The 20,567-nt window shown below is 40.3% G+C and carries 23 protein-coding genes and 1 other RNA gene; 21 read left to right on the top strand and 3 right to left on the bottom strand.

From position 1 onward, the window contains the following. Positions 1 to 22: 22 nt before the first annotated feature. Together nrdE and nrdH are read right to left on the bottom strand one after the other, a co-directional pair. Positions 23 to 2,188 carry a class 1b ribonucleoside-diphosphate reductase subunit alpha gene (gene nrdE / locus FGL90_RS07365; RefSeq protein WP_147657556.1) on the bottom strand — a complete coding sequence of 722 codons (2,166 nt, stop codon included), beginning with the start codon at positions 2,186 to 2,188 and terminating at the stop codon, positions 23 to 25. A 122-nt stretch (positions 2,189 to 2,310) separates the two neighbouring features. Then, positions 2,311 to 2,541: a glutaredoxin-like protein NrdH gene (nrdH, locus tag FGL90_RS07370; protein WP_010620530.1), complete on the bottom strand. Its 231-nt coding sequence runs from the start codon at positions 2,539 to 2,541 to the stop codon at positions 2,311 to 2,313. 176 nt (positions 2,542 to 2,717) lie between these two features. Between nrdH and FGL90_RS07375 the strand changes: the two genes are divergently transcribed. From FGL90_RS07375 to FGL90_RS07460, 18 genes are all read left to right on the top strand, one after another. After that, positions 2,718 to 3,320 carry a class I SAM-dependent methyltransferase gene (locus tag FGL90_RS07375; RefSeq protein WP_147657558.1) on the top strand — a complete coding sequence of 201 codons (603 nt, stop codon included), beginning with the start codon at positions 2,718 to 2,720 and terminating at the stop codon, positions 3,318 to 3,320. Positions 3,321 to 3,326: 6 nt separating this feature from the next. After that, positions 3,327 to 3,851 carry a tRNA adenosine(34) deaminase TadA gene (tadA, locus tag FGL90_RS07380; protein WP_147657560.1) on the top strand — a complete coding sequence of 175 codons (525 nt, stop codon included), beginning with the start codon at positions 3,327 to 3,329 and terminating at the stop codon, positions 3,849 to 3,851. A gap of 16 nt (positions 3,852 to 3,867) precedes the next feature. Continuing rightward, positions 3,868 to 3,954: signal recognition particle sRNA small type (ffs, locus tag FGL90_RS07385), an RNA gene on the top strand. Positions 3,955 to 4,091: 137 nt separating this feature from the next. Beyond that, a complete protein-coding gene (dnaX, locus tag FGL90_RS07390; protein WP_147657562.1) occupies positions 4,092 to 5,846 on the top strand; it encodes a DNA polymerase III subunit gamma/tau in 1,755 nt (584 codons plus the stop codon). Between the two features lie 26 nt (positions 5,847 to 5,872). Further along, the gene (locus tag FGL90_RS07395; RefSeq protein ID WP_010620534.1) at positions 5,873 to 6,187 is read left to right on the top strand and encodes a YbaB/EbfC family nucleoid-associated protein; all 315 of its coding nucleotides are present in this window, start codon (positions 5,873 to 5,875) and stop codon (positions 6,185 to 6,187) included. Positions 6,188 to 6,210: 23 nt separating this feature from the next. Further along, positions 6,211 to 6,810, top strand: coding sequence for a recombination mediator RecR (gene recR, locus FGL90_RS07400; RefSeq protein ID WP_010620535.1), 600 nt, complete (start codon positions 6,211 to 6,213; stop codon positions 6,808 to 6,810). Between the two features lie 14 nt (positions 6,811 to 6,824). Beyond that, the gene (locus tag FGL90_RS07405; protein ID WP_010620536.1) at positions 6,825 to 7,067 is read left to right on the top strand and encodes a YaaL family protein; all 243 of its coding nucleotides are present in this window, start codon (positions 6,825 to 6,827) and stop codon (positions 7,065 to 7,067) included. A 117-nt stretch (positions 7,068 to 7,184) separates the two neighbouring features. Beyond that, entirely contained in the window at positions 7,185 to 7,823 is a 639-nt protein-coding gene (tmk, locus tag FGL90_RS07410; protein WP_010620537.1) for a dTMP kinase, read from the top strand. A gap of 19 nt (positions 7,824 to 7,842) precedes the next feature. Next, complete coding sequence (locus FGL90_RS07415; RefSeq protein ID WP_010620538.1) at positions 7,843 to 8,172, top strand: cyclic-di-AMP receptor; 330 nt, start codon at positions 7,843 to 7,845, stop codon at positions 8,170 to 8,172. Between the two features lie 10 nt (positions 8,173 to 8,182). Beyond that, positions 8,183 to 9,190 carry a DNA polymerase III subunit delta' gene (gene holB, locus FGL90_RS07420; RefSeq protein WP_029327613.1) on the top strand — a complete coding sequence of 336 codons (1,008 nt, stop codon included), beginning with the start codon at positions 8,183 to 8,185 and terminating at the stop codon, positions 9,188 to 9,190. Positions 9,191 to 9,223: 33 nt separating this feature from the next. Further along, positions 9,224 to 9,550, top strand: a complete 327-nt coding sequence (locus tag FGL90_RS07425) for a DNA replication initiation control protein YabA (protein ID WP_010620540.1) — start codon at positions 9,224 to 9,226, stop codon at positions 9,548 to 9,550. A gap of 14 nt (positions 9,551 to 9,564) precedes the next feature. Continuing rightward, a complete protein-coding gene (gene rsmI / locus FGL90_RS07430; protein ID WP_010620541.1) occupies positions 9,565 to 10,446 on the top strand; it encodes a 16S rRNA (cytidine(1402)-2'-O)-methyltransferase in 882 nt (293 codons plus the stop codon). Positions 10,447 to 10,460: 14 nt separating this feature from the next. Beyond that, on the top strand, positions 10,461 to 11,216 hold the full coding sequence (locus tag FGL90_RS07435) for an acyl-[acyl-carrier-protein] thioesterase (protein ID WP_010620542.1): 756 nt from the start codon (positions 10,461 to 10,463) through the stop codon (positions 11,214 to 11,216). Positions 11,217 to 11,318: 102 nt separating this feature from the next. After that, entirely contained in the window at positions 11,319 to 12,029 is a 711-nt protein-coding gene (gene tsaB, locus FGL90_RS07440) for a tRNA (adenosine(37)-N6)-threonylcarbamoyltransferase complex dimerization subunit type 1 TsaB (RefSeq protein ID WP_187240463.1), read from the top strand. Next, on the top strand, positions 12,013 to 12,579 hold the full coding sequence (gene rimI / locus FGL90_RS07445; RefSeq protein WP_147657566.1) for a ribosomal protein S18-alanine N-acetyltransferase: 567 nt from the start codon (positions 12,013 to 12,015) through the stop codon (positions 12,577 to 12,579). Before tsaB ends, rimI (FGL90_RS07445) begins: the two co-directional genes overlap by 17 nt. Positions 12,580 to 12,593: 14 nt before the next feature. Then, entirely contained in the window at positions 12,594 to 13,046 is a 453-nt protein-coding gene (gene rimI / locus FGL90_RS07450) for a ribosomal protein S18-alanine N-acetyltransferase (RefSeq protein WP_076621480.1), read from the top strand. A 19-nt stretch (positions 13,047 to 13,065) separates the two neighbouring features. Further along, on the top strand, positions 13,066 to 14,103 hold the full coding sequence (tsaD, locus tag FGL90_RS07455) for a tRNA (adenosine(37)-N6)-threonylcarbamoyltransferase complex transferase subunit TsaD (RefSeq protein ID WP_010620546.1): 1,038 nt from the start codon (positions 13,066 to 13,068) through the stop codon (positions 14,101 to 14,103). Between the two features lie 74 nt (positions 14,104 to 14,177). Beyond that, positions 14,178 to 15,556 (top strand): IS3 family transposase gene (locus FGL90_RS07460; protein WP_147657568.1). Its coding sequence is split into 2 segments (ribosomal slippage): positions 14,178 to 14,667 and positions 14,667 to 15,556, totalling 1,380 coding nucleotides; the frame shifts between segments, so codons are not numbered across the junction. A 41-nt stretch (positions 15,557 to 15,597) separates the two neighbouring features. Here FGL90_RS07460 and FGL90_RS07465 read toward each other — a convergent pair. Continuing rightward, positions 15,598 to 17,559 carry an ABC-F family ATP-binding cassette domain-containing protein gene (locus FGL90_RS07465; RefSeq protein WP_187240464.1) on the bottom strand — a complete coding sequence of 654 codons (1,962 nt, stop codon included), beginning with the start codon at positions 17,557 to 17,559 and terminating at the stop codon, positions 15,598 to 15,600. A gap of 200 nt (positions 17,560 to 17,759) precedes the next feature. Here FGL90_RS07465 and FGL90_RS07470 point away from each other — a divergent pair, with 200 nt between their 5' ends. The 3 genes from FGL90_RS07470 (at position 17,760) to groL (ending at position 20,492) form a co-directional block, all read left to right on the top strand. Then, the gene (locus FGL90_RS07470) at positions 17,760 to 18,392 is read left to right on the top strand and encodes a redox-sensing transcriptional repressor Rex (RefSeq protein WP_010620548.1); all 633 of its coding nucleotides are present in this window, start codon (positions 17,760 to 17,762) and stop codon (positions 18,390 to 18,392) included. Positions 18,393 to 18,553: 161 nt separating this feature from the next. Beyond that, positions 18,554 to 18,838, top strand: a complete 285-nt coding sequence (gene groES / locus FGL90_RS07475) for a co-chaperone GroES (RefSeq protein ID WP_010620549.1) — start codon at positions 18,554 to 18,556, stop codon at positions 18,836 to 18,838. Positions 18,839 to 18,866: 28 nt separating this feature from the next. Then, on the top strand, positions 18,867 to 20,492 hold the full coding sequence (gene groL / locus FGL90_RS07480) for a chaperonin GroEL (protein WP_010620550.1): 1,626 nt from the start codon (positions 18,867 to 18,869) through the stop codon (positions 20,490 to 20,492). The last annotated feature ends 75 nt before the right edge of the window (positions 20,493 to 20,567 follow it).

A 20,567-nucleotide genomic window follows, 5' to 3' on the forward strand; every position in this document is an offset into this window, starting at 1 on the left:
CTCCCTTAAATTAAATTAACAACTAAATAACGCAACTCTCGCATTGGTTTGCCCCAATTTCGTCTTGATCATCGGTAAATGTTCGAACGTAATAAATTGATTTGATGCCCTTTCGATAGGCATAGTTCCTTAAAATACTTAAATCACGGGTCGTCATTTTATCTGTTCGGCCATTTTTCCATTCATAAAGGCCTTCTGGAATTGTTGAACGCATAAAGAGGGTGAGACTCATTCCTTGATCCACATGCTTTTGAGCAGCAGCATATACGTTGATGACCTTTCGCATATCCATGTCGTATGCGGACATGTAATATGGCATCGTTTCATTTGAAAGGTATGGCGCTGGATAATAAATTTTACCAATCTTCTTTTCTTGGCGTTCCTCAATTCGATTAATGATTGGATGCAAACTAGCGGTTGTATCATTAATATACGAAATTGAGCCGTTTGGTGCAACTGCTAATCTGTTTTGATGGTAAAGGCCATCCTTCATAACTGCCTCTTTTAAAGCTTTCCAGTCGTCTTCTGTTGGAATAAAAATATCTTTGAAGAGGGCCTTTACTTCGTCAGATTCTGGGCCCCAATCTTTAGTGACGTACTTATCAAAATATTTTCCTGATGCGTAATCACTCTTCTCAAAATTGTAGAAAGTTTCATGGCGTTCCTTTGCAATTTCATTAGAGGCTTTGAGGGTCCAGTAATTAAGTAGCATGAAGTAAACATTGACAAAGTCTAGAGAAACTTTTGAACCGTAATAAATTTGATTTTTAGCTAAAAAGCTGTGAAGTCCCATAGCACCAAGACCAATGGTGTGAGCCAATTTGTTTCCGTTTTGAATTGACGGAACAACATCGATATCTGAATGATCCGTTACAAAGGTGAGGGCTCTAACCATTGTTTCAACAGATTCGCCAAAATGGGGGCTGTTCATCAAATTGAGAATGTTGGTAGAACCGAGGTTACATGAAATATCTCGGCCAAGGTTAACGTATTTCTGTTGGTTATCCACAGTTGATGGAGATTGAACCTGAAGTATTTCTGAACACAAATTACTCATGACGATTCTACCATCGATTGGATTATCTCGGTTAGCCATATCGATGTTAATAATGTAAGGATAGCCAGATTCTTGTTGTAATTTACCAATCTCGGTTTCAAGTTCCCGAGCAGAAAGCTTTTTCTTATGAATCCTATCGTTTGCGACCATGTTGTCGTATTCTTTTGTAATATCAACGTAGGAGAATGGTGTGCCGTATTCGCGCTCAACGTCATAAGGACTGAATAAGTACATATCGTCATCTGCTTTGGCCAGTTCATAAAACTTATCCGGAACTGTAATTCCAAGTGATAGAGTCTTTAACCTAATTTTTTCATCGGCGTTTTCCTTTTTGGCAGCTAAGAAGTCGATGATATCAGGATGAAAGACGCTTAAATAAACGACGCCGGCACCTTGTCGTTGGCCTAATTGATTGGAATATGAAAAGCTATCCTCAAGAAGTTTCATGACTGGGACAACGCCACTAGCAGCGCCTTCAATGTGCTTAATTGGATCGCCGGCACCACGAAGATTTGATAAATTAATACCAACTCCGCCACCGATTCTTGACAGTTGGAGGGCCGAATTGATTGTTCGACCAATGGTGTTCATATCGTCTGTTGTCTGAATGAGGAAACAAGAAACGAGTTCACCACGACGCTTACGGCCCGCATTTAAGAAACTAGGGGTTGCAGGTTGATATCGTTGGTGAATAATTTCGTCAGCGAGATTCATGGCCAGGTCTTCGTCACCGTCGGCAAAATAAAGTGCATTAAGTGCGGCACGATCGGTAAAGTTTTCAAGATAGTAATCGCCATCATCAGTCTTTAGTGCGTATTGTGCATAGTATTTATAAGCGGCCATGAAAGACTTAAAGTGGAAGTCTTGTTTCTTTAGGTAGTCGTAGAGTTTTTCAATGAAGCTAAAATCATACTTGTTAAAGAATTCAGATTCAATGTAATCATTATCTAATAGGTAATCGAATCGTTCTCTCAGAGAATTAAATGAGTACATGTTTGGCTCAACGTTTTGTTTTAAAAATGCTTGGAGTGCTTCCTGATCTTTCTGTAATGGAATCTGCCCATCTACTGGGATATTGATTTCGTTATTAAGGTCGTAATAGGTAACGTCCTTCAAATTTTTTAAAGTCATAATGCAATCCTCTTTCTAATTAGTTTTAGTTAAAATAAAAAAGGCCGATGCCATGAATTTTCATAGCATCGTTGCCCGGTTTAGTCTACTATGTATTATGTTAATACAATTTAGTAGTTTTCTTAGCCAGCTATCTTGCTAAGCATATCGGGTTGGAAACCAGAGATTAACGGTTGGCCTTCTGCTTCTATAACAGGAACTGATTGGAAACCTTTTTGCTTAAGATAGTCTATATATTGTGGTTCAACATTAATATTTCTTTCTTCAAATGGAACGTTGTGTTCCGAAAGAAAACGCTTTGTCATCTTACACTGCATACAATTATTCTTTGAATAAACAACAACTTTAGCCATAATAATTCCTCCCAACGAATTAACTAATAACTAAAGTGTACACTAGATTTTGAAAAAAACAACAGAAATACCCACCATATTTTGTGTTTTTCTAATGTGTAAACACCAAATATAGCTGAAAGGGCTTTCTGATAGGATTTAGAAAAACGACTAAGATTTGAAAGGAATTTTAAAAAATGACAGATCATTATTATTCGCATAATCCGGATGTTGCTCACGAAGAGAAACATTTTGAATTTACTTTACTAGGGAACGTTTTGAAGTTTGTAACGGATAATGGCGTGTTCTCAAAGCGAACCATTGATTTTGGCTCACGAGTTCTAATAGATAACGCAACGTTAGCTGATTTGCCCAAAGGTGATATTCTCGATTTAGGCACAGGATACGGGCCAATTGGTCTATCAGTTGCTAAAAAATACGCCAATCGTCAAATTGATATGGCCGACGTCAATGAACGTGCGCTTCATTTGGCAAAAATGAATGCAAGCGAAAATAACATTAAAAATGTCACCATTTTCACATCGGATATTTACAGTCAGGTGACTAAAAAATATGCAGCAATATTAACCAATCCACCCGTAAGAGCTGGTAAACAGGTCGTGGATGACATGCTTTCTGGAGCATCCGACCATTTAGTAGTGGGTGGTCATTTGAATGTCGTTTTGCAAAAAAAGCAGGGCGCCCCTTCAGCAAAGAAATTGATGACTGAAGTTTTTGGTAACTGTGAAGTCATCAAAAAAGACAAAGGTTATTATATATTGGATAGTGTAAAGGAATAGGTATTGATGGAAGAAAATAAAACCAGATTCATGCGGGCTGCGCTAGATGAGGCAAAGCAAGCTGCTTTAATTGGGGAGGTGCCGATCGGGGCGGTTGTCGTTCATGATAATAAAATTATAGGCAGGGGCCACAATTTGCGAGAACATTCGAACGAGGCTGGTGCTCACGCAGAGATGATTGCCATTATGGAAGCTAATCACGTCTTAAAAAGTTGGCGCTTAATTGATTGTGATCTCTACGTCACGGTTGAACCTTGTCCAATGTGCAGTGGTGCGCTCATCAACTCCCAAATTAAAACGCTCTATTTTGGCGCACGAAATCCTAAAGCAGGCACCGTTAAATCACTGTATGAACTCTTATCGGATGACAGGTTTAATCATCAGGTTCAGGTTGAAGAGGGACTGCTTGCGGATGAGGCGACGTCACAAATGCAGTCTTTCTTTAGAGCGGCTAGAAGAAAAAGAAAATTCTTAAAAAAGCAACGTGCTGGTGGTGAAAAAACTGGTAATTCTTTGAATAATAAGTTATGATTATAGTTGCCGAAAGGCCTTGGAGCAAAGGTAGACTTACGAATCGTGTCAGGTCCGGAAGGAAGCAGCACTAAGTTTGCTTTGCTTTGTGCTCCAAGTTTGATAGATAGTGAAGGGGTTGGACTAGGTTCCAGCCTTTTTTAGTATCTTATAAGTTTGTGTCATTGGAATTGCATTTTAATCGCAGTATAATACACTAGTTAGGTATTCGAAAACAGTGAATGACAAAGGGGTAAGAGCATGAGCTACCAAGCATTATATCGGGTATGGCGCCCGCAACGTTTTGATGAAATAATCGGCCAAGAACTGATTACGCAAACGCTAAAAAATGCCTTGATTACCAAGCAGACTAGTCATGCCTATCTATTTGCAGGACCTCGAGGCACTGGTAAAACCTCGGCAGCGAAAATCTTTGCTAAAGCAGTTAACTGTCATTTTTTAAAGGATGGGGAACCCTGCAACGAATGTGATACTTGTAAGGCAATCACGCGGGGAACATTGAACGATGTCATCGAGATTGATGCGGCATCGAATAATGGTGTTGAAGAAATTCGGGATATTCGCGATAAAGCAAAATACACGCCCACCGAAGCTGATTATAAAGTATATATTATTGATGAAGTTCATATGTTATCTACAGGAGCTTTTAACGCATTACTAAAAACGTTGGAAGAGCCGCCAGCAAACGTCATTTTTATTCTGGCAACGACGGAGCCTCATAAAATTCCTGCCACGATTATTTCACGAACGCAGCGATTTGATTTCAGAAGAATTAAGGCTGCTGACAGTTTTAAGCGGATGAAATATATTCTTGATGAAAAACAAGTCACTTATGATGATCAGGCGTTAAAGGTGATTGCCAAAGCTGCTGAAGGCGGAATGCGGGATGCGCTGAGCATTTTAGATCAAGCCCTGTCGTTTGGCGACAATGAAATTACGCTGAATAATGCGTTGCTTGTAACTGGTTCCGTTGAAAAGGGGCTATTGTCGACTTATATTAGCCAAGTGATTCAAATGAAGACAACCGATGCACTCGTGACCCTTCAAAAAGTCTTGGAGGAGGGAAAGGATGCGCACCGCTTCATTGAAGATTTACTCGACTATATGAGAAATTTGCTTTTATATCAGCAAGCACCAGAAATTGTTGCAGATAGTGAACTGGGCGAAGTTCCCGACGATGTGAAGCAGTTTTCCGAACAGTTATCAGCTGACGACTTATTTAAAATCATTAATATTTTAAATAATATTCAGTCTCAGATGAGGCTCACGAATCATCCTGATATATACTTAGAAGTGTTAACGATTCAGCTGGCGCAAATAAAGAAGGCGCCAGTGGAAGGCACAACTTCTGGTAATCAGAGCCAAGAAGTGACCACTTTGGAAAGGCAAGTAACACAACTGAAGGAAACAGTGTCAAAGCTTGTTGCAAATCAGAAGGATGCTGGACAATCAGCCAACACCATTAAAACAATCGATAAGCCTAAAAAGGCAACAAGTACCAAACATGAAATTCGAGTTAATTTGGCAAAAGTTTATCCGGTTTTAGACTCAGCTGCCAGAGAAGATTTAGCAGAATTACAGCAGATATGGCCAGATTTAATGCAGATATTATCAGTCACCCAACGGGCAGTCATGCACGTTTCCGAACCAGTGGCGGCCAGCAAAAATGGGGTCATCGTAGCCTTTGATTATTCGTTCCTCTTTCAACGAGCAACCATTGATAAAGAACTATTAGATGCACTAGAAAATGGCCTGGATAGATTGATTGGTCGAGTGCCAACCATTGTCTTTGTACCAAAGGATCAGTGGCCACAGATTAGAAAAGATTACATTGTTCAACACAAACAAGAAGTGGGACAAAGTTCAGTTGAAAGTTCTGAAAATGGTACCGCAAATGAGTCAAAAGAGGATGAAGCCAAACCGGTTGAGGATCCCGTGGTGACGAAAGCCACCGAACTATTTGGTACAGATATAGTAGATATAAAAAAAGACTAACCTAAAAATGAAGGGAATTTGAGATTATGATGCGTGGAATGGGAAACATGGGTAATATGATGAAGCAAATGCGCCAAATACAGAAAAAAATGGGCGAGGAACAGGAAACTTTAAATAAACAAGAATTTACCGGAGTTGCACCAGATGAGATGGTAAAGGCAACGTTTACTGGCGAGCGGAGGATGAAAGATTTGACAATTAATCCAGAAGCAATCGATCCTGATGACCCTGATATGCTTTCAGATTTCGTGTTGGCCGCGGTTAACGATGCTTTAGAAAAGGTTGATAAGGCGACTGAAGAGACAATGGGTAAATACACTAAGGGACTTCCTGGAATGTAATTGACGAGATTGAGGTAGAAAAAATGCAGTATCCAGAACCAATTGCAAAGTTAATAGAAAGTTACATGAAATTACCTGGTATTGGGAGTAAAACGGCTACCAGATTGGCATTTTATACGTTAGATATGGACAACGAGGATGTTTCTGAATTTGCTAAGTCATTAATCTCAACCAAGAAAGATCTGACAACGTGTTCAATTTGTGGCAATATTACTGAACAAGATCCTTGTGAAATTTGTCGGGATAAAAGTCGTGATCAAAGTCAGGTTTTGGTTGTGGAGCAGGTAAAAGACATCATGGTAATGGAGCGAATGCGCGATTTTCATGGTTTATACCACGTTTTAAATGGCGTTTTATCACCAATTGAAGGTAAAGGTCCTGAAGATATTAATATTTCAAGCCTGCTTAAACGGCTTCAAACTAACAAGTCCATTACGGAAGTTATTGTTGCGACAAACGCCACTCCTGAAGGTGAGGCGACGGCAATGTATATTTCACGTTTAATTAAGCCTGCCGGAATCAAAGTTACTAGATTGGCACACGGACTTTCTGTGGGTAGTGACATAGAATATGCTGATGAGATGACGCTTTCAAAGGCGGTTGAGGGCAGAACTGAAATTTGATTGGAGACTGAGAAATGTTTCAGCGAAACAAGCAGCAGCTAAGAAAAAGTTATGATGAAAAGCTATTAGATTTAATTGGAACCGTAAAGTCTGAATGGGATCATGCCAGACAGACGGAAGAAGCGATTCAAGAGGACAATGGTGAAGTCGTTGCGCAGACCGCAATCGCAAAGCAGAAGTATGAGTTTTTGTTTCGTGAGGCTAGGCGCAGAGGAACTCGAAGTAATCGAATACAAGCAACCGTTTATACGGATTAAGGAGCTAGAAATCACTAGCTCCTTTTATTTAGAAATTAAGTTGTTAACAATCCAAATAGACATCAATTAACAGATAAAGTACAATTAAATCATCAATTAAAAATGGGGTTATTGAAATTGACTGGTAAATTTATTACGTTTGAAGGACCCGATGGGGCAGGTAAAACAACCGTTTTGAACATGATTTCGGAGCAACTAAGGAGTCGTCTAGGAAACGGGATGATACTGACCAGAGAACCTGGTGGAAATCGAATTTCAGAGAAAATTCGGGAAGTTATTTTGGACCGTGAAAATACTGAAATGGATGCTCGTACTGAGGCGTTACTATATGCAGCGGCAAGACGACAACATCTTGCCGAAACGATCCTACCAGCGTTAAATGCTGGAAAAGTTGTTTTTTGTGATCGGTATGTTGATAGTTCCGTTGCCTACCAGGGCGCCGGTCGCTCTATTGGCGAAGAAGAAGTCGCAAATATGAACCTATTTGCAACAAATGGCTTAACCCCCAATTTGACGCTTTATTTTGAAGTGCCAGTTGAAGTTGGATTAGAGCGAATTAAGCTCCACCGCACCGCAAGTCGAGTTGATCGACTAGATTTAGAGAAACAAGCATTCCACGAACGCGTTCACGCTGCTTATTTAGAGCTTGCAAAAGCGAACCAAGATCGAATTAAAGTTATTGACGCAACTAGACCTGTCGAAGAGGTTGCTAAAGAAACAATGAATTTGCTAATATCAGAATTAAACAACCAATAAAATTGGAGGTTTGAAGATTATGAAATTGATTATTGCAATCGTACAAGATAAAGATGCAAATCGCCTAAGCAACCAATTTATTGATGATGACGTGAGGGCAACCCGACTTTCATCAACTGGTGGATTTCTAAAGTCTGGGAATACAACGTTCATGATTGGAATTGAGGATGAACGAGTCGAAGAGGTTCTAAGTGTTATACAAGAAGCCTCACATACGCGCCAGCAGTTTATGACACCACCCGTAAATCTTGATGCGCAACTAGATAGCACTTCATCGTATCCAGTTGAAGTACAAGTAGGTGGCGCTACGGTGTTTGTTGTACCCGTTGAACAATTTCATCAATTTTAATGAGGACCTAATGGCTAAAGAAGAGATAAAAAAAATACAGAATTTACAACCTAAATTGGCGCAGCACTTCATGACAATCATTTCTGAAAATGAACTGACCCACGCCTATTTATTTGTCGGTTCAGCTGGTAGCGGCCGACTAGAGCTTGCAAAGCTGGCAGCTATGCGATTATTCTGTCAGAATCCTGATGATCAGGGTTTTCCTTGCGGCGTTTGTAATGAATGTCGAAGAATCATTGAAAAAGAACATCCAGATGTTGTCGAAATTGAACCGGATGGCCAAAGCATCAAGGTTGATCAGGTGCGATTTCTGAAGTCTGAATTTTCAAAAAGTGCCGTCGAGGGCAATCAAAAAGTGTTTATTATTTTTGCTGCCGAAACGATGACAACGAGTGCGGCTAATAGTCTATTAAAATTTATTGAGGAACCAGTGGGTAACACTGTGGCATTTTTAATAACGAGCAACCGGAATTTAATTTTGCCAACAATTCTGTCGCGATCGCAAGTAGTCGAATTTCCACAAATTTCTAAATCACAATTAAAAGAAATTGCAGCTGCTGCAGGGATACCTGCAGGCACATTGAATTTATCAATTTCCCTAACGAATGACTTAGATCAAATGAAGAAATTGAACGAAAATGATTGGCTCAGCGATATCCAACAAGCAGTTGGCAAGTGGTTTGATAAACTGGTGAATAAGGATGATATGGCGTTTGTTCAAGTTGCCACAGAAATAATGCCGCTTGTGCACGATAAAAAATCCCAACAAGTAGTCTTAGATGTTATTACGGCTATTTGGCATGAAACCCTGGAGCATGAATTTCAAATTAGTAGGCAAGACAGTGAGGTGTTTCCGCAACAAAGAAATTCAATTGATAACGCGCTAAGGGGAATAACGCAACTTAAATTAGTAGCTATCATGCAGGATTGTCTTGCGACTAGGCGACAATTATTGGGAAATATTAGTTTTCAAAATATCGTCGAATCACTAACCTTAACAATTTTAAAGCGAATTTGACCCCAGAGAACAGATTGAATCGGTGGTGATATTTTGAATAAAAAAGAAATTTACGATAACTTCAAAAATTTAGAGCTGCAAACTCGTGAAAGTTTGACGCAATTACAGCTTTTGCAGACGGAATTAAGTCGAGTTATCGAAGAAAATGCAGAGTTGGAAATTGAAAACCAACATCTACGTGATTTATTAAACAATGCAAAGGACAATACAGGCCGTGAGCCGCAGCTGTCAAAGTCACGCCAAAATCTTGAAAAATTGTACGAAGAGGGATTTCACGTTTGCAAGGAATGGTACGGTAAACGCCGTGAAGATGATGATTCGTGTGCCTTTTGTATGGAAGTTATTTATCGAGATCGATAGGAGGAACGGTGGTAATGCTAAAAACGCAGAGTAGCTTCGCAGATAATTTAAATGAATCGGGGACGCTATACCTAGTGCCGACGCCCATTGGTAACTTACAGGATATGACTTTTAGAGCGGCAGATATTCTGAAGTCCGTTGATTTGATTGCGGCTGAAGATACGCGAAATACTCAAAAATTACTTAATCACTTTGAGATCCAAACGAAACAAATCAGCTTTCATGAGCACAACTCTAAGGAACGGATTCCACAATTGATTGCTAAGCTAAACGAGGGACAATCAATTGCTCAGGTGAGCGATGCGGGGATGCCATCAATTAGCGATCCAGGACAAGATTTGGTTCGAGCCGCAATTGATGCTGATATTGCTGTTGCACCGCTTCCTGGAGCAAATGCTGGACTAACCGCTCTAATAGCATCTGGACTAGTACCGCAGCCATTTTACTTTTATGGCTTTTTAGATCGCAAAAAGAAAGAGCAAAAGACTGAAATTGCTGCCTTGGTATCTCATCGCGAAACCTTAATATTCTACGAGGCACCGCATCGACTGAAGGACACCCTTAAGTCATTGTTGGCTGGATTCGGTGATCGAAAAGTGGCACTTTGTCGAGAATTAACGAAGCGTCATGAAGAATTTATTAGAGGAAGCTTGAGTGAGGTCCTTGAATGGGCAACTACCAGTGAGATTCGTGGCGAATTTGTTATTATTTTGGCTGGAAATAGTCAACCAGAAGAACTGGCCGTTCCGTCATTTGATCTCAGTTTATCTGCAGAAGAACACGTTCAAAATCTCATTGATTCAGGAGAAAAGACGAATGATGCAATCAAGCAGGTTGCAAAGTTAAGAAAATTAAAGCGCCAAGATGTGTACAACCAATTTCACCATATAGATTAGAAAGAAGTGGAAAGATGGCCGCAAAATTATATACAGAAAAACATGAGGTTCCCTACTACGAGTGTGATGTCACTAACTATATGACACCAGCAATGTTGCTTAACGTCATCATTTTAATTTCTGAAAAGCAGAATTTGGATTTGGGATTAGGTGCCGACTTTATGGAACAATTTGGTCTTGGCTGGGTGGTCATCCAGTATGATATTAGCATCGACAGACTTCCAGAAATTAACGAAACAATCTCTATTTCAACTCAAGCAACTTCTTATAATCGTTTTTTTGCGTTTCGTGAGTTTTGGATGAAGGATTCGGATGGTAAAGAACTTGTCCATGTTCGAAGTACCTGGGTGACGATGAATAAATCATCACGAAAAATGGTTACAATTCCAGCTGCGGCTTTGGAACCCTATGATTCCGAACCAGTCAAACGACTACCAAGGCTGAAACGACCAACGAAGGTTGAAGCCGCTGATGATGTGATTGAGCAAAAATATCAAGTAAGATACTATGATATCGATGGCAATGGTCATGTAAACAATGCCCACTATCTAGAATGGTTTACAGATGTTTTACCGATGGATTTTCTAGCAACTCATCAGCCCACTGCTATTTACTTACGTTTTGAAAATGAAGTTCAATATGGGCACATGATTGACAGTATTGTTACTAAGCCAATTGAAGTAGACGGAGAATTAACGACGAATCATCAAATTTTGGTGGGGGATGCAGTTTCTGCTACCGCGACCATCAAATGGAGAAATCACGACTAAAGACGTCAGCTGGCGCCTTTTTTGTTTGGACTGAATTTAGTCGGGTTGTAGGTTTTATGTTATGATATTTGGAGATAAGCTATGAAGGGAACTAATAACAAAATGAAAGTACTAGCGTTAGACACCTCAAACCGACCTTTGAGCGTGGCACTACTGGAAGATCAAACCGTATTAGGAACGGTCACGATGACGGTTCATCAAAAGCACGCCGAATATTTGTTGCCCGTAATTGAAGATCTGATGGCAAAATCAGATTTGGTTCCTGCGGACTTAAATCGAGTGGTGGTCGCACAGGGTCCTGGATCATATACAGGAATTCGAATTGGTGTGACGACCGCGAAGGTATTAGCAGACACCTTAAAAATAGGTTTGGTGGGTGTTTCTAGTCTTCAAGCGTTAGCCTTAAATTGCCAACGTGACGGGCAATTAGTTTGGCCAATTTTTGATGCCAGAAATAATAATATTTTTACAGGATTATACCGAATGAAAGGTGGGGTTCCAGAGAGCGTTCTTGCGGATCAGCACGTCGATTTTGATGATTTTTATCGTCAGGTAGATGCGTTGGCTGAAACGGTGTACGTCATTGGTGATGGCACTCATTTTGCGGATAAATTTAACGATAACTATTTGTTAGCCAATAGTGTCGATAATCTGCCACAAGCTGCTAGATTAGGAATATTAGGAGAAAAATTGCAATTAGTAACCGATGTTAATGACTTTGTACCTAATTATTTAAGATTAACGCAGGCAGAAGCTGATTGGAAAAAACAACATCCAGAAGAGGACGCTGGTTCGTATGTTGAAAAAATTTAAAACTTGGTACCAGAATATATTTAAACAACAAGAGCGACTTAAACGACGTGAGCTGTTAGATGTTAAGAATCATCAAGTCGAAATTCGAGATACGCTCTACTTTTTGGCAAAGGCCCAATTTACTGATATTCCCGAAATATTGGGAATTGAACGGGCTGTTTATGGCGGAAAAACACCGTGGGATTCTACGGCGTTTGCTGCTGAGATTAATCGAATCAATGACCGTCTTTACCTAGTTTTAAGGCGGAACGATCGATTGCTCGCTGTTGTCGGGTGTTCTTTTGACCATTCAAAAAAAGAGGCCCACGTGACGAATATTGCGGTTGTGCCCGATTATCAGAATCGCGGGCTAGGTTATTTCTTAATGACGACGGTTATCAAAAAAACCCGTGAATTGGAATATCTACGGGTCACTTTAGAAGTCAGAATCAGTAATGAGCACGCACAACGAATTTATCGGGATCTTGGATTTCAAAATGATGGCATCAAACGCGGCTATTATTTTGGCGACCATGAAGATGCGCAAGATATGACGCTGATACTTAACTAATGGATAATAAAAGTTTGAAATTTGAAGCACTAACCGATGCTGCGAAACGTCAAAATACATTGATTAAGAAAATCTACGAAGTGGCAGATTCTGCTTATGACACTGGTTCTCCATGGAAAATCCAGGCGTTCAGGAGCGATATTTTTAGACCTGAAAGCCAATATTTTGTTATTTATCAAGATCAACAAATTATTGGGTTCCTGGGAACAACGGTCGTGCTTGATCAAATTGACATCACAAATGTGGCAGTTTTACCTGCTAAACAGAACCAGCACGTTGGGCGAAAATTGTTTACGGAGTGGTTTAAGACGCTGGACAAGGGAACGCAACTTTTCTTGGAGGTTCGAGTTTCCAATCTGTCAGCTATCAAGCTCTATCAGTCACTGGGATTTGTTAAAGTTGGTCAACGAAAACGATATTATCGAGATCCTGAAGAGGACGCAAATTTATTAAAAAAGATTATGTAAGAAGGGAAAATTTTCACTTATGAGTAATGAAGACACTTTAATTTTAGCGTTTGAATCCAGTTGTGATGAAACAAGTGTGGCGGTCATTAAAAATGGACAGGAAATTTTGTCGAACATTGTGGCAACGCAAATAAAAAGTCATCAAAGATTTGGCGGGGTTGTGCCGGAAGTTGCAAGCCGTCATCACATTGAACAAATTACGAGCTGCATTGATGATTCATTGGAACAAGCTGGCGTTGATTACACTGATTTAAGCGCCGTTGCGGTGACGTACGGTCCCGGTTTGGTGGGGGCTTTGTTGGTGGGAGTGACTGCCGCAAAGACCGTTGCGTTTGCCCATGGCTTACCCTTAATTCCAGTTAATCACATGGCGGGTCATATCTACGCGGCTCGGTACGTTCAGCCAATTGAATTTCCAGCACTCGCATTGCTGGTTTCTGGTGGACATACAGAACTGGTGCTAATGAATGAGCCCGGCAAATTTGAAATTATTGGTGAAACCCGGGATGATGCAGCAGGAGAAGCTTACGACAAAATTGGTCGGGTAATGGGCATCAACTATCCTGCTGGTAAAGAAGTTGACCGATTGGCACATATTGGCACGGACACCTTCAAATTTCCAAGGGCAATGGACAAAACGGATGACTTTGACTTTAGCTTTAGTGGGTTAAAGAGTGCGTTTATCAATACGGTTCATCATGCTGATCAAATTGGTGAAACGTTAAGTCGTGAAAATTTGGCATGCAGCTTTCAACAAGCGGTTGTGGACGTGTTAGCTGATAAAACCAAAAAGGCACTTCAGAAATACCCCGTTAAGCAGCTTATTTTAGCTGGAGGAGTTGCGGCTAACAAAGGACTTCGAGATCGATTAGATCAGGAGATTCAAGAATTCCCCAATGTTACCTTCATAAAAGCACCATTACCTCTTTGTGGGGATAATGCGGCCATGATTGGTGCTGAGGCTTATGTGGAATATCAACGGAAAAATTTTGTGGGCGCTAAATTAAATGCGGATCCCAGTCTGGAGTTTGATTGGGCAAAGGGAACTAGTGCATAAAAAAAATTGCAATCAATTATGATTGTGAAGTGAACCCCCGGTATTGGACCAAATCCAATACCGGGGGTTTTACTATGACAAAATACACTAAACTATTTAAATTTAAGGTTGTTCAAGACTATTTGACCACTTCGCTCGGACTTAAGTTAATCGCTCGTAAATACCAGATCAAAAGTTATACAACCGTTAATAAATGGATCAGACAATATCAACATTTCGGTACTGAAGGACTTGAAGTTAGAAGACCAGGAAAAGTTTATGATGGCTCCTTTAAGGTAAATGTTTTAAAATGGATGAAAACGAACCAGGCGTCCTTAACTGAAACTGCCCTTAACTTCGATATTTCTGCGCCGTCCACAATCTGGCAATGGCAACGTTCTTTCGAAAGAAATGGTGTTGATGCCTTGTATCGTGGTAAGGGGCAACCAAAGCTAATGCCAACGAATAAACAAAACAAGAAAGTTAAGAAGCAAAGTGAACTAGAACATTTACGCGAAGAGAACGAATTACTAAAGATTGAGAACGAATATCTAAAAAAATTGAAGGCCTTGGTTCGATCACAACAAGACGACGAGCACAAATCATCCAAGAATTAAGGTCGAGCTATAAGCTTGTCAAGATCCTCAAAGTAGTTGGAATGGCCAAAAGTACATACAGCTACGCTGTAAGTCACGTTGCCGTTGATAGCGACAAAGACGCGGGACTTAAACAAACAATTACTGATTTCAAGACTAAGGCTCCTGCGGCGGGTTATCGTCAGGTTACTGGGCAATTACGCGAAATGGGTATAGTCGTTAACCACAAGAAAGTATTACGCTTGATGCGAAAATTAAACCTACTGTCGACTGCCTTTAGTAAACAATCTCGAAAGTATAATTCTTATAAAGGAACGGTTGGCACTATTGCGAAAAACAGACTTAACCGCCGGTTCATGTCAGATCGTCCTTATCAAAAATTAACGACAGACATTACTGAAATTCGTTGGGGCAAGAAAACGATTGAAGAGCGTGCTTATTTTACGTGTATCTATGATTTGTTTTCTGGCGAAGTACTTAGCTATAATATTTCTTTAAATCCAACTGTGACATTCACGACAAAGGTTTTAGAGTCAGCAATCAATCGCATTCCCAAACAATTAGGTTATCGCACAACAATCCATTCAGACCAAGGATTCCAATATCAGAATATTCGTTGGGTTCAGATTTTGAAACGACGTCGAATTATTCAAAGTATGTCTCGAAAAGCAACCTGTTTAGATAACGCCGCAATGGAAAGCTTCTTTCACATAATGAAAGCAGAAGTGTACTATCAAAAAGAGCTCAATACGCTTGAAGAGTTAACTTCAGCAATATCGAGCTGGATTCAATATTATAATTTTTCTAGAATTAAAACAAAACTGGGTGGTAAGAGTCCGGTTAAATACCGAACTCTTACCACCCAGAAAGTTGCTTAAAGTTTCGTCCAATATTTGGGGTTCACTTCATTGCAATTTTTTTAATTGGATAGGTTTTCCAACTCGATTGATTTTTCTTCCCATTGATCCTCAGACTCAGTTAATTCTGTCGTAATTTTGGAAAGTTGGGATTGTAGGTCAGTCATTTTAGCTGGATCGTTAAACGATGCTGGTTTTGTCATTTGAAGTTCTACTTCGGATTTTTGATTGCTTAAATCAGTTACCTGTTGTTCCAATGCATCAACTTCTCGACTTAATTTTCTAAGCTGGCGCTGGTTCTCTTTTGACTTCTGATAGTCTGTTGTGATGGGAGCTGGTTTTGACCTTACCGATGTGGTGTCAGCAGCTTGCTGCTCCTGGAGCTCAAGTTCCGCAATTTCTGCCTGTTCCTGTTTTTTGTTTGTGAAGTAGTCGTAGTCACCTAAGAAGAGGGTTGACCCTTCCTGTGAGATTTCGACAACCGAAGTCGAAACTTGATTAATGAAATATCGGTCATGGGAAACGAAAAGTATGGTGCCATCAAATTCATTGAGTGCTTGTTCCAGAACCTCACGACTGTCAATATCTAAATGATTGGTCGGCTCATCTAAAATTAAAAAGTTGTCATGACGTAATGCCAGTTTAGTCAGTAATAAACGGGCTTTTTCGCCACCACTTAGGTTGTGGACGAGCTTATCGACATCTTCACCAGTAAATAGAAAACTGCCTAGGATAGAGCGGATATCCGCTTCAGGAGTAGTAGGATGATCGTCCCACAACTCAGCAAGTACCGTTTTTTTATCGTGAAGAGACGCTTGTTCTTGATCGTAATAACCAATATCGACGCCAGTTCCTAATTCGACGGTTCCACGGATGGCGGGAATTCGACCTAAAATTGTTTTGAGGAGGGTTGATTTTCCCACACCATTTGGGCCAACAATTGCAATGGATTGGTGCTTTTTAATGTTTAGGTTGATTGGCTCTGATAAGACTTTCTGGAGACCGTAGCCCACTGCTAAATCTTTAACAGTTAGAACAATATTTCCGCTGGTCCGAGAAGAATCAAATCTAAAGCGGGCGACCTTGTCTTCATTCTCTGGGCGATCAATGACGTCCATTTTTTCGAGTTGTTTCCGGCGGGACTGGGCGCGTTTTGTTGTGGAGGCACGAACGATGTTTTTATTCACAAAATCTTCGAGCTGGGTAATTTTTGTTTGCTGCTTTTCATATTCTTTCCATTCCCGTTTGAGCTTCTCCGCTTTGAGGGTCATGAACTTGGAATAGTTACCTTTGTAGTGTGCAACTGACCCTAATGACATGTCATAAACTTCGGTCACAATTCTGTCTAGGAAGTATCGGTCATGGGAAACAATCAGCAGGGCACCCTTATAGGATTGAATATAGCCTTCAAGCCAGGTCAGCGTTTCGACATCCAAATGGTTGGTAGGCTCATCAAGAATAAGGAGGTCCCGTTTTTCCAGTAGAAGTTTCGCAAGGGCAAGTTGTGTTTTTTGCCCACCCGATAACGTTGTAATATTACGGTCGTAGTAAGATTCATCAAACTCGAATCCATGAAGGACGCCACGAATTTCAGCTTGATAGCCAAAGCCGTTTTGTTCGCGAAACTCATGCTGTAGATGGTCGTACTGTACGGAAGTCTCTTCAAATAATTGTTCGTTCTGAATGACTTCCGGATCGCTCATCTTGGCTTCTAATTGATGAATCTTGGCTTCCATTTCAATGAGACCAGCGAAGACACTTAGCATTTCTTCCCAAACGGTTTTATCAGAATCAAGACCCGTATCCTGTGCAAGGTAGCCAATAGTTAAGCCACGTTTCATCGTCACCTGACCTTCGTCTGGAGCCTCTTCACCGGTAATAATGTGAATTAAGGTTGATTTACCTGCACCGTTTCGGCCAACTAACGCAACTCTTCCATTATCTGGCACATCTAAGTTTACATTTTCAAATAAGGGATCCGCGCCAAATCGACGAGTAACGTGTTGAACTTGTAGGAGCATAATTGCCATCAACCTTTCGTGTATAGTGAAACTATTTTATCATATTTGATTACCTATAAGACAGGGGATTCAGATAAAATTTTGCAAATCATTTCACAAGAAGGGCGTTTATGCTACAATAACTAGGAAATATAAATTCACAATCTAATTAAGTAATCAGCCAAATCGTATAGGGTGATGGAATAATCAAGGAGGGAAACATTTTGAGTGAAACCAAAATACCACGGGCAACTGCCAAACGGTTACCCATTTATTATCGTTATTTAAATATTTTAAAGGATTCAGATAAGCTGAGGGTTTCTTCAACGGAACTATCAGAAGCAGTTAAGGTTGATTCGGCTACGATTCGCCGTGATTTTTCATATTTTGGGGCTTTAGGTAAACGTGGCTACGGTTATGATGTTGAAAAATTACTTGAGTTCTTCAAGAAAATTTTAAACCAAGACACGTTAACAAACGTTGCGCTTATTGGTGTTGGTAATTTAGGGAACGCACTTCTAAACTTTAATTTCCACCAAAATAGTAACGTTCGAATTAGTGCTGCCTTTGATGTAAAAGAGGATATTGTTAATACTATTCAAAGTAGCGTTCCAATTTATCCAATGAATCAATTACAGGAACAATTAAAAGACCAACAAATTGAAGTGGTTATCATTACTGTTCCGTCTAACGTTGCACAATCAGTGACGGATGATGTCGTTAAGGGTGGCGTAAAAGGAATCTTAAACTTTACACCTCTCAGAGTGACAGTGCCAGATGATGTCCGAGTTCAAAACGTTGATTTGACGAATGAATTACAAACACTCATTTACTTCCTAGATAATTATCAGTCTTAATTTCAAAGTGATGTTGCAATGGCAACGTCACTTTTTTTGCGGAGTAAATGACTTGCATTATGATATAAAAAATCATATAGTTGTAATTGTGATTAGCACTTGAAGTATTCAAGTGCTAACAGTACAAAAAAACATAAAAAAGCTTTATTGGAGGGATTCACGTGTTAAAACCATTAGGTGATCGTGTCGTTTTAGAGGCACAAGAAGAAGAGGAACAAACTGTTGGTGGCATTGTCCTTGCAAGTAATGCGCAAGAAAAACCACAAACTGCAAAAGTAGTTGCAGTCGGCAAAGGTACTTTACTGGAAAGTGGCAAAGAAATTGCGCCCGATGTAAAAATAGGAGACACTGTTTTGTTTGACAAGTATGCAGGTACTGACGTCAAAGATGGCGACAAGTCATACTTAGTTGTTCATGGCAAAGATATCATTGCGATTGTAGAATAATAAAAAATTATTGATGAGGTGAAAATAAATGGCAAAAGAAATAAAATTCTCTGAAGACGCTCGTAGCGCTATGTTACGTGGTGTTGATCAATTAGCAAACACAGTAAAGACAACCATTGGTCCTAAGGGACGTAACGTTGTGCTCGAACAATCTTACGGTAACCCAACCATTACTAATGATGGTGTAACGATTGCAAAGGCAGTTGAGTTAAAGGATCATTTCGAAAACTTGGGTGCTAAATTAGTTGCTGAAGTTGCTTCAAAGACGAACGATATTGCTGGTGACGGAACAACAACGGCCACTGTTTTAACGCAAGCTATCGTTACTGAAGGAATGAAAAACGTGACTGCTGGTGCAAACCCTGTTGGCATTCGTCGTGGGATTGAAAAAGCAACCGTTGAAGCTGTTGCTGCACTCCACAAAATGTCACATAAGGTAACCACTAAGGATGATATTGCTCAAATCGCTTCAATTTCTTCTTCAAACGAAGAAGTTGGTAAGCTAATTGCTGATGCAATGGACAAGGTTGGCAATGATGGTGTCATCACGATTGAGGAATCACGTGGTGTTGATACGAGTTTAGACGTTGTTGAAGGAATGCAATTTGATCGTGGTTACATGTCACAATACATGGTCACTGACAACGACAAGATGGAAGCAAACCTCGACAATCCATATATCCTGATTACCGACAAGAAGATTGGTAATATTCAAGATATTTTGCCACTTCTTCAATCAGTTGTTGAACAAAGCCGTTCACTTTTAATCATTGCTGATGACATTACTGGTGAGGCATTACCAACTCTTGTTCTTAACAAGATGCGTGGAACCTTTAACGTTGTTGCTGTTAAGGCTCCTGGCTTTGGCGATCGCCGTAAGGCCCAACTTCAAGATATCGCCGTATTAACCGGTGGGACTGTGATTACTGATGATCTTGGCTTGAACTTGAAGGACGCAACACTTGATCAATTAGGCCAAGCTAACAAGGTTAACGTTACCAAAGATACGACTACGGTTGTTGAAGGTGCCGGCGATAAGGCTACTATCAGCGAACGTGTCACTGAAATCAAACAACAAATCGACCAAACAACTTCAGACTTTGATCGTGATAAATTAAAGGAACGTTTAGCAAAGCTTTCTGGTGGTGTCGCAGTTATTCGTGTTGGTGCCGCAACAGAAACCGAACTAAAAGAACGCAAGTATCGAATTGAAGATGCTCTAAACGCCACAAGAGCCGCTGTAGAGGAAGGCTTTGTTCCTGGTGGTGGAACTGCTTTAATTAACGTTATTGATGATGTAGCAAGCGTTGAGGCTACTGGTGATGAAGCTACTGGTGTCGACATTGTCAGACGTGCACTAGAAGAACCAGTTCGTCAAATTGCTGAAAATGCTGGTATTGAAGGATCAATCATTGTTGAACACTTGAAGTCATTGGAACCAGGTACTGGCTACAATGCCGCAACTGGTGAATATGTTGACATGGTTAAGGCCGGAATTGTTGACCCAACCAAGGTAACCCGTTCAGCTCTTCAAAATGCTGCTTCAGTTTCAGCACTTCTCTTGACTACTGAGGCTGTTGTAGCTGATGAGCCAAAGGATGATAGTGCAGCACCTGCAGCTCCTGCTCAACCAGGTATGGGCGGTATGATGTAATCTAGTAACAACTTAAAGAACTCAAAACTTAACGTTTTGAGTTCTTTTTCTTTGGGGTTGGAAAACAAATTGATT

Source organism: Secundilactobacillus malefermentans (assembly GCF_008033155.1).
Taxonomy (GTDB): Bacteria; Bacillota; Bacilli; order Lactobacillales; family Lactobacillaceae; genus Secundilactobacillus; species Secundilactobacillus malefermentans.

Coding starts and splice junctions, on each gene's coding strand:
- tsaD (WP_010620546.1), top strand. CDS start 13,066: ATGAGTAATGAAGACACTTTAATTTTAGCGTTTGAATCCAGTTGTGAT.
- FGL90_RS07405 (WP_010620536.1), top strand. CDS start 6,825: ATGTTTCAGCGAAACAAGCAGCAGCTAAGAAAAAGTTATGATGAAAAG.
- tsaB (WP_187240463.1), top strand. CDS start 11,319: ATGAAAGTACTAGCGTTAGACACCTCAAACCGACCTTTGAGCGTGGCA.
- FGL90_RS07375 (WP_147657558.1), top strand. CDS start 2,718: ATGACAGATCATTATTATTCGCATAATCCGGATGTTGCTCACGAAGAG.
- dnaX (WP_147657562.1), top strand. CDS start 4,092: ATGAGCTACCAAGCATTATATCGGGTATGGCGCCCGCAACGTTTTGAT.
- groL (WP_010620550.1), top strand. CDS start 18,867: ATGGCAAAAGAAATAAAATTCTCTGAAGACGCTCGTAGCGCTATGTTA.
- nrdE (WP_147657556.1), bottom strand. CDS start 2,188: ATGACTTTAAAAAATTTGAAGGACGTTACCTATTACGACCTTAATAAC.
- FGL90_RS07435 (WP_010620542.1), top strand. CDS start 10,461: ATGGCCGCAAAATTATATACAGAAAAACATGAGGTTCCCTACTACGAG.
- FGL90_RS07415 (WP_010620538.1), top strand. CDS start 7,843: ATGAAATTGATTATTGCAATCGTACAAGATAAAGATGCAAATCGCCTA.
- rsmI (WP_010620541.1), top strand. CDS start 9,565: ATGCTAAAAACGCAGAGTAGCTTCGCAGATAATTTAAATGAATCGGGG.
- holB (WP_029327613.1), top strand. CDS start 8,183: ATGGCTAAAGAAGAGATAAAAAAAATACAGAATTTACAACCTAAATTG.
- rimI (WP_147657566.1), top strand. CDS start 12,013: ATGTTGAAAAAATTTAAAACTTGGTACCAGAATATATTTAAACAACAA.
- tadA (WP_147657560.1), top strand. CDS start 3,327: ATGGAAGAAAATAAAACCAGATTCATGCGGGCTGCGCTAGATGAGGCA.
- FGL90_RS07395 (WP_010620534.1), top strand. CDS start 5,873: ATGATGCGTGGAATGGGAAACATGGGTAATATGATGAAGCAAATGCGC.
- nrdH (WP_010620530.1), bottom strand. CDS start 2,541: ATGGCTAAAGTTGTTGTTTATTCAAAGAATAATTGTATGCAGTGTAAG.
- recR (WP_010620535.1), top strand. CDS start 6,211: ATGCAGTATCCAGAACCAATTGCAAAGTTAATAGAAAGTTACATGAAA.